Source organism: Vibrio sp. SCSIO 43137, assembly GCF_028201475.1.
GTDB lineage: Bacteria > Pseudomonadota > Gammaproteobacteria > Enterobacterales > Vibrionaceae > Vibrio.
The window spans coordinates 1,388,642-1,401,793 of the sequence record NZ_CP116383.1; the positions used below are offsets into that span (position 1 = coordinate 1,388,642).

Consider the following 13,152-nt stretch of genomic DNA (forward strand, 5'->3'; position numbering starts at 1 on the left):
GCTCCGGCCTGTGCTGGCGGCGTTATGCACTAGGAGTAAGCTAATGCAGATCATAAATATCACTAAAAAATGGAAAGGTGGTAATGATGCCAATTTCCCTATCACTCTATCGGTTAAGCTAGAAGAAAAGAAAGTGTTTGATGTCACCGAAGGGTATGGTTGGGGATTGAATGGAGGCTCATTTACTCTGCGCGAGTTGTTTGTTCGTGGTATCGCTGATACTTTCGATAGAGAAGAGTCTAAGGAGATCTATAACTTCTTATATGAATCGTTTCGAAAAGAAGAAGATGATTTAGTTGTAGCGAAACAGCTCATTGAGAAATTTAGTAAAAATGAATAACAAGGTGTAATTCATCCTAACACTCTGGTGTTTTGCTATCTAACGAACACTAATTCATCTGCTCAGAATGCTTATAGTGGTTTAGCAAGGTAAGCAAAAACTGGAAATTTCACTACCTGCTGGTAAAAGGCTAATTATTATAGCTGTACCCCCAATGATTTTAAGGCTTGTTCGCATTGGGTTGTATTTTTAAACTGAATTGCGGCAATACCAACAGATTCTGCACCTTCGACGTTGTAAGGCATATCATCGATGAACACGGTTTCTGAAGCTTCTAAGTCATATTGCGAAAGTAATGACCGATAAATTTCCGCTTGAGGTTTTAACAAGCCAACCTCCGCAGATACAGTTGCACCGTCGAATAAGTTCCAGAATTTGTAGGTCTCTTTTAAGTGAGATACGATTTCGTGAACATTATCGGTTAAAGCAAAGACGTTATAGCCCGCTGACTTACAACGTTTAATTAGCTGTACAGACCCAAATATCAGAATCTGCGTTTGCTTTACATAGTAGAAAAGGCGCTCACACTCTAACTCAGTCAAACCAAGGTTTTTTTGGTACTGAGCTTTGGCATCGTCTGCAGAAATCACACCTTTATTCAAACTTAACCAAGTTTCAGACTGAAATATTGCCTTTGCTTGTTCCTCAATAGGCTCGTTGTCGCCAAATGTAAGTTTGACAATTTCTAAGGGGCTCCATCGAACCACAACATTCCCGATGTCAAAAACTATATTTTTGATGTTACCAGAACTCATTCTCGCCCCTTTATATAACTGTTGTCAGGTTGTGGTTATCAATTTTTCAGTCTGTTTATTGTGCTCTCAGTTGGAAAGTAACTCAATCAGTATTAGTAAGTTAGCTTGAGTCTGTTCAGAATGGATAAACGCTACCAACGAGCCTCAGAAAAATACTCCGACAAATAATCAATCAAAGCACAGACAGTGGGCGACATATATTTTCTGGAAGAATAGAGAACGTAAATAGTAAGGTCGTCCGGTTTCCAGTCCGGTAGCACCTGATGAAGTTCTCCACTCTCAATATATTGATTGACCAGATAGGTTGGCTGAATGGCTAAGCCAGCGCCACACAATGCGGCATGTAACAAAGCGGTTGCTTCATTGGCGGTGAGCTGGCAGTTTACCGCGACCGGTTGTTGCGAGCCGTCTTTTGTCAGATGCCAGATATGCTGTTGAAAATTTTTATAACCGAGGCAGGCGTGATCGGCTAAATCCTCTGGTGTGGAGATGGTTTTGTTTCCCGCTAAGTACTGACGCGAAGCCACGATAACCGACTCACAAACTGATATAGGTTTGCCTATCAGGGATGGATCCGGTGATGAAGCAATGCGGATAGCCAGATCTATCTGCCTTTCTGTCAGATCGGCGACAGAGTCCTGCAAGTCGATATCGATATTTACTTTAGGGTGCTTTGCCATAAATGCCTGAATGGCCGGCACCAAATGAGAATACCCAAACGACATACTAGTGGCTAAGCGAACGTTGCCTGACAGTTCACCGCTATTGTCGGCCAGAGCACTCAAACTTTCTGCCTGCTTTAGCCACTGCTTTACCTCTTCAAGGCAAGTTTCTCCCGCTGTGGTTAATGAGACTTTTCGTGTAGTGCGATGTAGCAGGCGGGTGTTCAGCCAGCCTTCCATTGCTTCGATATATCTGGTCACCATAGGGCGGGACATCTCCAGCCTGTCTGCCGTGGCAGTGAAACTGCCGCTGCTTGCAACGTCAACAAACACTTTTGCTGCGGTTAGCCTGTCCATTTATTTGCTCGATTTAAGAAATAATAATGCTCAGTTTGGTATGTTTTTCCGAGCATGTCAATTCTTTAATATTCTCTCCGTACCCAAACACAACAAAGGAGAAAGGTATGAACAAGTTAACTCTTCTGGCTGCATCTGTATTACTGGCCGCAAACGCAACTGCTGCTGACAAAACACCACTGACGTTCGATGTTTATAACGCTGACAAAAACAGCTTTCACGTAAACTCAACTCTGGTTATGGGTGAGAGCGAAGTGATGGTGGTGGATACCGGTTTTACCAAAGCTGACGCCCTGCGCATTGCCGCCAAGGTTCTGGACAGCGGCAAAGAGCTGAAAACCATCTTTATCAGTCAGGCTGACCCTGATTATTACTTTGGTGCTGAAGCGTTGCATGCGCTGTTTCCTGATGCAAAAGTTCTGACCACTCCGGCAGTTAAAAAAGTTATTGAGAAAAAGCTTGCAGGTAAACTGGCGTTCTGGGGCCCGAAAATGGGCGGCAATGCTCCGGTAGAACCTTATCTTCCAAAGGCTATTGAGGCTGACTTCCTGACCGTTGATGGACACAAGGTTGAAATTCGCGGCACTCAGGGAGAACTGGCTCATCGTCCTTACCTATGGATCCCTTCCAGTAAAGCGGTTCTGGGTAATGTTGCGGTATACGGTGATTTGCACCTTTGGATGGCAGATGCTCAGTCAGACAGTGCTCAGAAAGGCTGGGTTGATCAGTTAAATGAACTGAAGAGCCTTGACCCGAAGATTGTGATTCCGGGACATATGAAAGCCGGAACCAAGCTGGATGCAAGTACTATAAGTTATTCGTTGAACTATCTTTCAGATTTTAAGCAGGCTAAAGCCAGCAGTAAAAATAGTGCCGAACTGATCGACAAAATGTCAGCAAGCTATCCTGATGCACAATTACCTATGGTATTAAGTATTGGCGCTAAGGTACATACAGGTGAGATGAAATGGTAAAAGTTCACTACTTCTTCGACCCGATGTGCGGTTGGTGTTACGGTGCGACTTCTTTGTTAGCTGCTATTGCAGCTAACTCTGAGATTACGTTAGAGCTTCATCCCGGCGGTATGATTGATAACAGAGCTATCGAACCGGATTTCCGTAACCATATTCTGGCCAGTGATCAACGTATTGCCCAAATAACAGGCGCTGAGTTTGGTGAAGGATATATTCAGCGCGTAAAAAGCGGTGATGAAATGGTGCTGGATTCATTTATCACTGCCCGCGCCATTGTTACTGCGCAGCAACTTGGCGCTGCTCCGTTGGAAATGCTGAAAGCGATTCAGTCTGCTCATTACTTTGAAGGTAAGCAGGTTAATCGCCCTGAAGTTCTGCAGGAGCTTGCAGCCAGCTTAGGGTTAGACACAGCAGTGTGGAAAAAAGCGTTCACTGCCAATCAGAATATTAAACGGGCAGAAATCCACAAAAGCCATCAACTAATGCAACAGTTACAAGTTCAGGGCTATCCGACCCTGATTGTTGAAAAGGATACTGTGTTTACCGTACTTCCTCACAGCCGTTTTTATGGCAGGCCGAAAGCGTGGGAGTTGCTGTTGGCTAGCCATGTTTGAGACGGTGTTTAGTTGTAAGAAGAGAACTGTTAAACAGTGTAATAACACGCAACACACCATTGGTAATAATATCTGGTGTGTTGCTATCTGACTTAGCTAAAAAATCTATCAATGTTTATGTTCAGGGTAATACGGCAGCAGACTTTTAATGGCTTCTTCAAGCTTATCCACATAGTTTAGATCTGCCGTTTGTTTTACTTTCATGGCTGCAACGATTACAGCGTGGTGTTTTTTTAGCCTTTCTACATAATCTTTTTGAGATGCTTTTACACGTTGAGTCAGGAAATAATCACTTATTGTTGAGATGATTTTTTGAGCGTGTTGTTCTTTGTTCATCACCCAGCGGACGGACTGATTGGTAACCTGAATGCCGGATTGTTTTTCCAACGCTGACATCTCCATGACGGCTTTTCTAGTGATTTGGGCATCTTCAATCATAGCCTGAACCCGCGCATGATCGTCATAAATGCCGCAAGGCACTTGGCAGTGGCTAAGGGCAAACGGTGATAAAACAAGCAGGCCTATTAATAGCAGAATGGTATTGGCTAATTTCTTCATCTGGTGCTCTCCCTGTTGGACTCAGATATTAAGAAATAAGTATAGGTGATGGCTCAATCAATATTGATTTTGCTCTGGCTTAGATATGAGAATCCTTTCGTTATCCAGCCTATTCTTGTAGATTGTTCAATCAGTATCGGTGATTTTAAGAAAAACCCTATGGCAGTGGAGGAAGGTGCCGATGGTTTTCCAGTAGCAGTATTGAATCGGAATCAACCAGCTTTTTATTGCGTACCAGCAGAGGCTTGTTAGCTGTTAATGAAAAAGCTGGAAGATATCGAGCTTGCTCAAATCGTACGAGAACGTCAAAACTCGCCGGAGATAGAGGTGCCATTAGATGATTTATAAACTGACATTTGAACTAGAGCGATCCTGATTAACAGGTTTCATTATGAATATTCAAACAGAAAGGTTACTTCTCAGGCCATTTAGTGAAGAAGATAAATCAGAGATTATCTCTCTGCTAACGGATGCCGTTTTTATGGCCTATTCTCCAAATGGCGCGATGACATACCCGGAAGCTGAAATCCGGTATCGTCAGTTTACAGGATATCAAGATAGTGAAATCGGAAAGCTTGCAGTTGTAGAAAAAATATCTGGAAGTTTGATTGGATACTGCGGTGTTGAGCCTTTTAATTATCATGGGGAAGCTCATATTGAACTTGGATATCGGCTGGCAGCGTCAGCCCGCGGCAATGGTTATGCGCTAGAAGCCAGTGAAGCAATACTTGAGAGCCTAAAACAGAAAGGTCATACATTAGTTCTGGCACTTACACATACAGATAACTTGGCTTCGCACCATATTCTTCAGAAGCTCGGATTTAAGCAAAGAGATAAAGGTTCATTTCAGGGGATGCCAGTACAGTTCTATGAATTAGAATTGGCCTGACGGTATGTTGAGATATATGTAATGTAGGTACAGGTAAAGCACAAATGAAGCAATTTACTATTAGCCGTATACACACATCAAAAGGAATATTTCGTCTGTCGGGCATGGTGAGTGAGCACGTATCTATTTGCTATAGTTCGGCTGAATATATGGGTACTGATGGCTGGGTTGAACTGGATCTGGAGTTTACTCAAGCAAAGAAAATTCTAGCCGAGATAGAACAAGAGGTAGTCAGCCATATAAGGAATGAGCAAGATAACTAGCCTTCAACTAGTTATCTAAAATAACGTTAAAGCCACCATAAATCAGCCTTTTACCGTCAAAAGGCATAGGGTTATTCTCAGGGTTCATTCTGGGATCATCCATCATTTTTTGCCAGCCTGCATCACGAACTTCTTTTGAAGGCCAGACGACCCAGGAGAAAACGACAGTTTCTGTGCTGTCTGCTTTCACCGCCATTGGAAATGAAGTTACCTCTCCGTCAGGAACATCACTTCCCCATGTTTCTACAACCTTTACTGCACCATACTCTTTGAACATTTCTGAAGCCATTTTTGCATGTTCAATATATTTTTCTTTGTTAGCGGTCGGGACTGCGGCAACAAAACCATCTACATATGACATATTTATACTCCTGTAGGCAGAGCTATAAACATAGGTCAGTTGCTGATAAACACAACTCAATACGTTATCAGTGATATGCTTGCAGTTTTCCATTCACAATATTGAGAAAAGTAATGATACGGGAAGCGAAACCAACAGATTGCGTAGACCTTGCGGCATTGTCCATTCAAGTGTGGCTGCATACCTACGCGACAGATGGAGTCAGAGAAAAAATTTCTCGTTATGTACTTAATAACTTTACCGAGCAACAATTTCTTAATTTTTTGAACAGGCCAGAAATTAAAGTACTGGTTTATATTAAAGACGAGCATTTGGTGGGTTTTGTTACCGTAGATCTAACCTCTGAGTATGAGTCGGAAGGCAACGGCTATGAGATTAGTACTCTATATGTTTCGGAACATTTTCACGGAATGGGTATTGGCCGACAGTTACTCTGTAAAGTTCAGGCTCAGTTCGGTTTACCATTTTGGCTTTCGACTTGGGAAGGAAATGTTAATGCTATTGGTTTTTACCATAAGTTAGGTTTTAAGATGATAGGTGAAGTGAATTTTGATCTAGATGGGGAATTTTATAACAATCATGTACTCCAGCTTTCAAAATCTCTTTAAATAAGCTTTGACAGGCAGTGCATTAACTGTTTTGCACTCATTACCACGGTTCCCGTGGTAATGCATACCGGGCTAGCTTTATTAGTGCAGAATCGTGCGAATGTTGGATCTTGCAGATCTGATAAGTCCGGTATGTGTTCCAACGCTAAGCATTGGAACAAGGGGAGAGGGTATAACCCCAGAAGTTTTTTCTGGGGAATTCAGACATATATCAACAAGGCAAAGTCAATATCACTTTTAGTCCGCCGCGTTGGCCGTGGGAGAGTTGGATACTGCCCTGATAGCTTTGAGCGATCTCCTGAACGATATTCAGGCCAAGGCCGGTTCCGGCTACTTTTTCATCCAGCCTTGCACCTCTCTTCAATACGGTCTGGAACTCTTGCTCATCAATGCCTTTGCCGTCATCTTCAATAATAAGCTTCAGTTGGTTATCGTCTGCTTGTTCTGAATATACCCGGATTAGAGAGTTCGCCCACTTATAGGCGTTTTCCAGCAGGTTACCCAGCATTTCATCCAGATCGGCACTATCAACTTTTACTTCCAGATCATCATCCAGTTCATTGATAAGCAGTATTTCTCTTTCGGCATATACCTTATCAAAGGCGATATTGATGGCCTCAACCCGTTGAGAAGGTGAGGATTTTACTGAAAGTATGGTGTTAGAGCCAGCCACTCTTGCGCGGGTCAGATGGTAGTCAATATAGCGTTCAATACGGGAGACAGATTCCTGCATGTCGCTTTTTTGCTGCTCAGGTAACTGGTTGATTTGGTTTTTCAGGGCAGCCAGAGGGGTTTTCAGGGCGTGTGCCATATTTCCGGTATGGTTACGGGCACGGCGCAGTAAATCCTGATAATGGAACAGAAGATCGTTCAGGCTGCCTGCTAATGGAGCCAGCTCTTTTGGGTAGCGGTTCTCCAGCTTCTCGATATTGCCGGATTTCAGGTTGATTAGCTCGTTTTGCATTGAATTTATTGGCTTTAATGACCAGCGAACCTGTACGGCGACCAGTATCAGTACGCCAAAGAACAGGCAGGAGAGAATAAACCAGAGCACCCCTGTTAGTAGCTCTAAGCTCTCTTCCAGATCGTCATCATCAAAGGCGACCCAGATTTTAACCTTGCCGAACGGTTCAATATTTAGCTTATCGTGCACCATAACCAGTTTGTGACTGGAGAATTCAGATTTATCGGAAAGATCTTTACCGTCAAGTGAGGGAGAACCATATAACCTGTCGTCAATTTCAATCAGCCAGAATCTATCCTGTTTTTTTTCATACAGCTTGCTGTTTGAAAGGGTAATGTTATTCAGGTTTTGAGCCGGGTTGGAACGAAGCAGCTCGGTAATTTCTTCAAGGGTAAAGTTAAGCTCAGACTTGGCATTCTGTTCAAGCTGATAGCTCATCAGCAACGGGATTACTGTACCGGTAAGAGAGACAATTAAACTAAGCCAGAGTGCCGTAACCAGAATCAGTCGGTTACGCACACTAAGGTTGGCCAGTTTTTGCTTAACCCTTGGTTGTAGCCAGTTGCGGCTCTCTTTAATCAGGGACTTAATCCGCATTGAGCTGATACCCCAGACCACGTACGGTTTTAATTTTTTCCGCCCCCAGCTTTTTGCGTAACCGACCGATAAACACTTCTATGGTGTTGGAGTCGCGGTCGAAATCCTGTTTGTAGATATGCTCTACCAGCTCGGTGCGGGAGATAACCTTATCTTTGTTTCTGATAAAGTAAGACAGCACTTTGTACTCCAGTGCCGTCAAGGTTAAAGGTGTCCCGTTAAGGGAGATTTTTGAGGAAACCGTATCCAGTGAAAGGCAGCCGCTGCGGATAACTGGTGACGCGGTGCCGGATTGCCTGCGGATTTGAACCTGAAGGCGGGCTACCAGTTCAGCCATTTCAAAAGGCTTAGTTACATAGTCATCTGCGCCTTCGTTTAAACCCTCTATGCGTTGGGTAAGGGCATCCCGCGCACTAAGAATAATCACAGGAGCAGTGATGCCTTCATCACGGATACCTTTAAGTACTGCAATACCGTTTAGTTTAGGTAAGCCGAGATCCAGTATAATCGCATCCCAGCTCTCTGAAGTGGCGCGGTAGAGGGCATCTATGCCATCCGCGGAAATCTCCGTAGTCCAGCCTTCATTCTCCAGTGCGTCGCTAAGTTGTCCTGCAAGAATTACATCATCTTCAACAATCAGTACTTTCATATCTATATTCGCTAGTTACGTTTTTATCTTCGACAGAGCTTATCCTAGTGAGTATGAACAAAACCTGAATAAGATAACAGATGCAAACAGGTTAATTGCGCTGCTGCGCATCTGATTGTGGTTATCGGCTTGTCAGTTCATCATCAAATATTTTGTCCCTGAGCTTCCAGAAGCGGCCTGATTTACGGGCGATAATAAATAGAGGAAGCCTGAATCTGTGCTGGTTGCTGACTACCTTAGTGGGAGAACTTTCTGTAAATGGTCTGTGATGATCGGCTAGGTGAGGGCGGACAAACTTCTTCTCGAAAGCCAACTTCTGATTTTTGCTGCTTAGAGACCAAAACTCATGAACTTGCGCGTTATCGTCACCAATATAAGTGACCCTAAGTTGGTTTTTGCCGGACTTATCTTTAATGGTGGACAGCTGCATATCGCGACACTCAAACACCAGTGCATCTTTCAGGTTGAGGGCTTCTTTTAACTTCTTATCCGGATCCACTAAGGTGGCATCACACTCGTGGCAGATTCGGGCGGCGATATCATTGTCTGCACCACAGTCGTTGCAATATTTTGCCCTGAAGCGGTAGCCGCAATGTTCCCGCGTGCCGTCTTCTTCTTCAAAATAGCCCTGACAGCGGCGGCCAAAGTGTTCCAGCAGGAAGCCGTTGCTGTCCAGTTTTCCCCAGAAGTTATTGTTAAAGCCGCAGGCGGGGCAGGGAACCGTGACAATGTCACTATCGCTGTCCGGTTTCGGGTTGCCTACTTCCGGCTGATAAAGGTCGTAGTTGTTGCCGGCATAATCCAGCACCAGACAGTCGGTTTTCCCTTCCGACAGACGCAAACCACGGCCGACAATCTGCTGATACAGGCTGATGGATTCTGTCGGGCGCAGAATGGCAATCAGATCAACATGGGGGGCATCAAATCCGGTGGTGAGTACCGATACGTTAACCAGATAACGATATTCCCGCTGTTTAAATCGTTTGATAATTAAGTCCCGCTCCGGCCCCGGAGTATCGCCAATAACAATGGCGGACTCTTCTTGCGGAAGCAGGCTGAGAATTTCCTGAGCATGCCTGACGGTAGCGGCAAAGATCATTACTCCTTGTCGCTGTTTGCTCTGTTCAATTATCTGGCGGACGATTTGCGGTGTTGCTCGTTTCGACTGCTCAATCACCATATCCAGTTCCGACTCTTTATAACGTCCGGTATTGGCTGGTTTTAGCTGAGAGAAGTCATAGCTTAACGTGGGGGCATCAATCAGCTCTGCCGGAGTCAAAAAGCCTTCATCCAGCAGATAGCGGATTGGCAGCTCAAAAATACAGTCGCGGAAAAAGCGTTTCTCTTCTGTGCGCACTTGTCCCCTTGTGTGGTACTGATAAATCCAGCCCATTCCCAACCGGTAAGGTGTGGCGGTCAATCCAAGTACTTTAATTCCGGGGTTAAGCTCAGTCAGGTGGCTAATCACTTTCTGATAGCTACTTTTCTTATCATCTGGCACACGGTGGCACTCATCGATAACCAGCAGGGAAAACTGATTAGCAAAGGCGTCCAGATTTCGCACTACCGACTGTACCGAGGCAAACACAACCTGCTGGTCGGTCTCTTTTCTGCCCAGACCCGCTGAGAATATCGAGCCTTTTAGTCCGTATCCTTCATATTTAGCATGGTTCTGCTCTACCAGTTCTTTTACATGAGCCAGTACCAGCACCCGCCCTTTGGCTAAGCGCGCCAGTTCAGCGATAACAAGGCTTTTTCCTGCGCCGGTAGGCAGTACGATGACAGCAGGCGTACTCTGTTTGCGGAAGTAGTGAACCACCGCTTTTACGGAGTCGGCCTGGTAGGGTCTGAGTGTATACATCTGAGTTAAAAGTGTGAAATAGCTCAACTAATAAAGGGAAAGCGATTATACTACCCCACTTGATAAAAAAGAGGTAATCATGCGTCTGGATAAATTTTTGTGTGATGCGCTGGGGGCAACCCGTAAAGAAGCGACAAAGATCATTAAAAGTGGTGATGTCACCGTCAATGAGCAGGTACAGAAAAGCGGTTCTTATAAGGTGACCGAGAGCTGCATTGTTGAGTGGCAGGGCAGGGAAGTGGCTAAGCAGGGGCCAAGATATATTATGCTGTTTAAGCCGGAAGGTTTTGTCTGCTCTCACGAAGATGGTTTTAATCACACAGCATTTGCTCTGCTGGATGAAGTGAAGATGGAAAAGCTCCACTTTGCAGGCCGGCTGGATGTGGATACCACAGGCCTTGTATTGATTACCGATGACGGTAAATGGTCCCATAAGATCACCTCACCTAAACATAAATGCGAAAAGACCTACCGGGTATGGCTGGCTGATCCTGTTCAGGACAGTTACGCAGAGCAGTTTAAAAACGGTATCGAGTTAAGAAACGAGCGCGAAGCCACTCTGCCTGCTGAACTAGAGATCATTGACGAGCATCAGGTGCTGTTGACCATCACTGAAGGTAAGTACCATCAGGTAAAACGTATGTTTGCTGCGCTGGGCAACAAAGTAGAAGCTCTGCATCGTGAGCGCATCGGCGCCATTGAGCTGGATGAAGAGCTTGAACCGGGCGAGTACCGCTATCTGACTGAAGAAGAAATTAACTCTGTTTGGGGCTGATTTTTTGTAACATTTGTCAAACTAAAGATTAAGATGTTAAATAATTTTTTGCTTTTTAACATTCAACCCATTTCTGGAGGCGTATGACTCAGAGTCAAACTACCCAACTCAGCCTGCTTGTTTTCTTAATACTGGGCGCTATCAGTGCCCTGACTCCTCTGGCGATTGATATGTATCTGCCTGCAATGCCCAGCATTGCCCGTGAACTCGGCGTAGAGCCGGGTGCGGTTCAGATTACCCTGACCACTTATACCGCAGGTTTTGCTATCGGCCAGCTACTGCATGGGCCGTTATCCGACAGCTATGGCCGCCGGCCTGTTCTGCTGACGGGAATACTGCTGTTTGCCGTCGGCTCCATTGTATGCGCCATCTCAACGGATATTGAGTCACTTACCTATATCCGTGCAGCTCAGGGTTTTGCCGGTGCCGCGGCAGCGGTCATTATTCAGGCTGTGGTCAGGGATATGTTTGACCGGGAAGACTTCGCCCGTACCATGTCTTTTATCACTCTGGTGATGATGGTTGCTCCACTGATTGCGCCTATGCTGGGCGGACATCTTGCTGAATGGTTTGGCTGGCGTTCTATTTTTTGGGTTCTGACTCTGTTCTCTGGTTTAGTTATTCTCTCTGTATTGTGGAAGATCCCGGAAACGCTGGCCGCGGAGAACCGGCAGCCGCTGCGCTTCAAGACTACCATGCAGAATTACGCCCGCTTATGCACCAACCCTATTGCTATCGGGCTGATCTTTTCCGGCGCTTTCTCTTTTTCCGGTATGTTTGCTTTTCTGACGGCAGGTTCGTTTGTTTATATCGATATATACGGTGTAGACCCGTCGGATTTCGGTTATCTGTTCGGCCTTAATATTATCTGTCTGACTCTGATGACCACCATTAATGGCCGTATCGTTAAAAAGATGGGTTCGAAGTGGATGCTGGCATTCGGCATTTCTGTTCAGTTAATTGCCGGTATAGCGCTGTTTTTCGGCTGGATGGCAGACATAGGTTTATGGGGCATTGTGCCTTTTGTTATGCTTTATATCGGAACTATGTCCACAATCGGTAGTAACTCTATGGCGTTACTGCTATCTAATTATCCGGGCATGGCGGGTACGGCTTCATCACTGGCAGGAACCCTGAGATTCGGTACCGGTTCTCTGGTTGGTGTTCTGGTGGCTATGTTACCGAGTAACAGTGCCTGGCCGATGATACTTGTAATGACAATGTGTGCTGTATTATCAGCCTCACTCTATTGGTTTTTAGGAAGAAAGGTTTCATGACCTGTTACTATATTGAAATACAAAATGTAGTGAATAGCGCGTTAAGCGAGATTCAGCAGCAACATAAAAAAGGCCGGTTGGTAAACTCTCCGGTCAGCAATACCCACTTTCTGGTTCGCTGGGTAAGTAAGCACCTTAAATCACAGACCTTTGATCGCTGTGTTGTCGACGATTTAAAACGTTGGCAGAAAATGGGGCGTAGTAAGGGAACTCAGTCTGAGCTGATGTTTACCTTTGAAAATATCTCTCGTTTTTATGGTCAGTTTTTACCAGTAGATGAAGCGCCAAAGCCGGTTCTGGACTCTCAGATTAATGAGTTTCTGGATCAGCTTTATGATAAAGGCTGGAGCTACTGTTCAGAATATGAAGTGACTGAAAAAGTGCAGGTTTATACCGAAGGGGATAACTCTCTGGTACTGTGTGCAAAGCAGTGCGACGACTGCTTTGAAGGCGGCAGTGAGCTGGTGAAACCAATGAGTTTTTACGTTCGTGGCAACCACGCTGAGTTTATTAAACTGGCCACGGATGCTGGCTTTTTGCTGCATAAGCGAACCAAGTATAAATCTCTGGTGAAATATCACGGCGAGTATCTGCTGTTTCCTAACAATGCCGGAAATCAGCTGGCTGAAATCCCAATCGGCTTTTAAT

Annotated in this window: 16 protein-coding genes and 1 pseudogene; 10 read left to right on the top strand and 7 right to left on the bottom strand. The window is 45.0% G+C overall.

Translation table 11 applies throughout. The annotated features are described in order from the left end of the window. Positions 1 to 43 precede the first annotated feature (43 nt). A complete protein-coding gene (locus tag PK654_RS06535) occupies positions 44 to 340 on the top strand; it encodes a hypothetical protein (RefSeq protein ID WP_271698392.1) in 297 nt (98 codons plus the stop codon). A 137-nt stretch (positions 341 to 477) separates the two neighbouring features. Here PK654_RS06535 and PK654_RS06540 read toward each other — a convergent pair whose 3' ends face one another. Next, on the bottom strand, positions 478 to 1,095 hold the full coding sequence (locus PK654_RS06540) for an HAD family hydrolase (protein ID WP_271698393.1): 618 nt from the start codon (positions 1,093 to 1,095) through the stop codon (positions 478 to 480). A gap of 131 nt (positions 1,096 to 1,226) precedes the next feature. Beyond that, positions 1,227 to 2,114, bottom strand: coding sequence for a LysR family transcriptional regulator (locus PK654_RS06545; RefSeq protein WP_271698394.1), 888 nt, complete (start codon positions 2,112 to 2,114; stop codon positions 1,227 to 1,229). 107 nt (positions 2,115 to 2,221) lie between these two features. Between PK654_RS06545 and PK654_RS06550 the strand changes: the two genes are divergently transcribed. Continuing rightward, entirely contained in the window at positions 2,222 to 3,088 is an 867-nt protein-coding gene (locus PK654_RS06550) for an MBL fold metallo-hydrolase (protein ID WP_271698395.1), read from the top strand. Further along, the gene (locus PK654_RS06555) at positions 3,082 to 3,702 is read left to right on the top strand and encodes a DsbA family protein (protein WP_271698396.1); all 621 of its coding nucleotides are present in this window, start codon (positions 3,082 to 3,084) and stop codon (positions 3,700 to 3,702) included. The genes PK654_RS06550 and PK654_RS06555 overlap by 7 nt, the downstream gene beginning before the upstream one ends. 108 nt (positions 3,703 to 3,810) lie before the next feature. Here PK654_RS06555 and PK654_RS06560 read toward each other — a convergent pair whose 3' ends face one another. Next, complete coding sequence (locus PK654_RS06560; RefSeq protein ID WP_271698397.1) at positions 3,811 to 4,260, bottom strand: superoxide dismutase [Ni]; 450 nt, start codon at positions 4,258 to 4,260, stop codon at positions 3,811 to 3,813. 159 nt (positions 4,261 to 4,419) lie between these two features. On the opposite strand from PK654_RS06560, the pseudogene PK654_RS23010 reads away from it, so the two are divergent. From PK654_RS23010 to PK654_RS06575, 3 genes and pseudogenes are all read left to right on the top strand, one after another. Beyond that, positions 4,420 to 4,608, top strand: a pseudogene (locus PK654_RS23010) (type II toxin-antitoxin system Phd/YefM family antitoxin). Positions 4,609 to 4,651: 43 nt separating this feature from the next. Further along, the gene (locus PK654_RS06570; RefSeq protein WP_271698398.1) at positions 4,652 to 5,149 is read left to right on the top strand and encodes a GNAT family N-acetyltransferase; all 498 of its coding nucleotides are present in this window, start codon (positions 4,652 to 4,654) and stop codon (positions 5,147 to 5,149) included. A gap of 44 nt (positions 5,150 to 5,193) precedes the next feature. Continuing rightward, complete coding sequence (locus tag PK654_RS06575) at positions 5,194 to 5,412, top strand: hypothetical protein (protein WP_271698399.1); 219 nt, start codon at positions 5,194 to 5,196, stop codon at positions 5,410 to 5,412. Between the two features lie 7 nt (positions 5,413 to 5,419). Here the strand turns inward: PK654_RS06575 and PK654_RS06580 are convergent, their stop codons facing one another. Continuing rightward, on the bottom strand, positions 5,420 to 5,773 hold the full coding sequence (locus PK654_RS06580; protein WP_271698400.1) for a DUF1428 domain-containing protein: 354 nt from the start codon (positions 5,771 to 5,773) through the stop codon (positions 5,420 to 5,422). 113 nt (positions 5,774 to 5,886) lie between these two features. Between PK654_RS06580 and PK654_RS06585 the strand changes: the two genes are divergently transcribed. After that, entirely contained in the window at positions 5,887 to 6,381 is a 495-nt protein-coding gene (locus tag PK654_RS06585) for a GNAT family N-acetyltransferase (protein WP_271698401.1), read from the top strand. A 211-nt stretch (positions 6,382 to 6,592) separates the two neighbouring features. Here PK654_RS06585 and PK654_RS06590 read toward each other — a convergent pair whose 3' ends face one another. From PK654_RS06590 to PK654_RS06600, 3 genes are all read right to left on the bottom strand, one after another. Next, positions 6,593 to 7,942, bottom strand: coding sequence for an ATP-binding protein (locus PK654_RS06590; protein WP_271698402.1), 1,350 nt, complete (start codon positions 7,940 to 7,942; stop codon positions 6,593 to 6,595). Beyond that, positions 7,932 to 8,591, bottom strand: a complete 660-nt coding sequence (locus PK654_RS06595; RefSeq protein ID WP_271698403.1) for a response regulator transcription factor — start codon at positions 8,589 to 8,591, stop codon at positions 7,932 to 7,934. The genes PK654_RS06590 and PK654_RS06595 overlap by 11 nt, the downstream gene beginning before the upstream one ends. A 121-nt stretch (positions 8,592 to 8,712) precedes the next feature. Next, entirely contained in the window at positions 8,713 to 10,452 is a 1,740-nt protein-coding gene (locus tag PK654_RS06600) for a DEAD/DEAH box helicase (protein ID WP_271698404.1), read from the bottom strand. Between the two features lie 79 nt (positions 10,453 to 10,531). On the opposite strand from PK654_RS06600, the gene rsuA reads away from it, so the two are divergent. The 3 genes from rsuA to PK654_RS06615 all read left to right on the top strand — a co-directional run bounded on the left by rsuA (position 10,532) and on the right by PK654_RS06615 (position 13,151). Further along, positions 10,532 to 11,227, top strand: coding sequence for a 16S rRNA pseudouridine(516) synthase RsuA (gene rsuA, locus PK654_RS06605; RefSeq protein ID WP_271698405.1), 696 nt, complete (start codon positions 10,532 to 10,534; stop codon positions 11,225 to 11,227). 83 nt (positions 11,228 to 11,310) lie between these two features. Next, a complete protein-coding gene (locus PK654_RS06610) occupies positions 11,311 to 12,504 on the top strand; it encodes a Bcr/CflA family multidrug efflux MFS transporter (protein ID WP_271698406.1) in 1,194 nt (397 codons plus the stop codon). After that, positions 12,501 to 13,151, top strand: coding sequence for a DUF2913 family protein (locus tag PK654_RS06615; protein WP_271698407.1), 651 nt, complete (start codon positions 12,501 to 12,503; stop codon positions 13,149 to 13,151). Before PK654_RS06610 ends, PK654_RS06615 begins: the two co-directional genes overlap by 4 nt. The last annotated feature ends 1 nt before the right edge of the window (position 13,152 follow it).

Coding starts and splice junctions, on each gene's coding strand:
- PK654_RS06535 (WP_271698392.1), top strand. CDS start 44: ATGCAGATCATAAATATCACTAAAAAATGGAAAGGTGGTAATGATGCC.
- PK654_RS06540 (WP_271698393.1), bottom strand. CDS start 1,095: ATGAGTTCTGGTAACATCAAAAATATAGTTTTTGACATCGGGAATGTT.
- PK654_RS06545 (WP_271698394.1), bottom strand. CDS start 2,114: ATGGACAGGCTAACCGCAGCAAAAGTGTTTGTTGACGTTGCAAGCAGC.
- PK654_RS06550 (WP_271698395.1), top strand. CDS start 2,222: ATGAACAAGTTAACTCTTCTGGCTGCATCTGTATTACTGGCCGCAAAC.
- PK654_RS06555 (WP_271698396.1), top strand. CDS start 3,082: ATGGTAAAAGTTCACTACTTCTTCGACCCGATGTGCGGTTGGTGTTAC.
- PK654_RS06560 (WP_271698397.1), bottom strand. CDS start 4,260: ATGAAGAAATTAGCCAATACCATTCTGCTATTAATAGGCCTGCTTGTT.
- PK654_RS06570 (WP_271698398.1), top strand. CDS start 4,652: ATGAATATTCAAACAGAAAGGTTACTTCTCAGGCCATTTAGTGAAGAA.
- PK654_RS06575 (WP_271698399.1), top strand. CDS start 5,194: ATGAAGCAATTTACTATTAGCCGTATACACACATCAAAAGGAATATTT.
- PK654_RS06580 (WP_271698400.1), bottom strand. CDS start 5,773: ATGTCATATGTAGATGGTTTTGTTGCCGCAGTCCCGACCGCTAACAAA.
- PK654_RS06585 (WP_271698401.1), top strand. CDS start 5,887: ATGATACGGGAAGCGAAACCAACAGATTGCGTAGACCTTGCGGCATTG.
- PK654_RS06590 (WP_271698402.1), bottom strand. CDS start 7,942: ATGCGGATTAAGTCCCTGATTAAAGAGAGCCGCAACTGGCTACAACCA.
- PK654_RS06595 (WP_271698403.1), bottom strand. CDS start 8,591: ATGAAAGTACTGATTGTTGAAGATGATGTAATTCTTGCAGGACAACTT.
- PK654_RS06600 (WP_271698404.1), bottom strand. CDS start 10,452: ATGTATACACTCAGACCCTACCAGGCCGACTCCGTAAAAGCGGTGGTT.
- rsuA (WP_271698405.1), top strand. CDS start 10,532: ATGCGTCTGGATAAATTTTTGTGTGATGCGCTGGGGGCAACCCGTAAA.
- PK654_RS06610 (WP_271698406.1), top strand. CDS start 11,311: ATGACTCAGAGTCAAACTACCCAACTCAGCCTGCTTGTTTTCTTAATA.
- PK654_RS06615 (WP_271698407.1), top strand. CDS start 12,501: ATGACCTGTTACTATATTGAAATACAAAATGTAGTGAATAGCGCGTTA.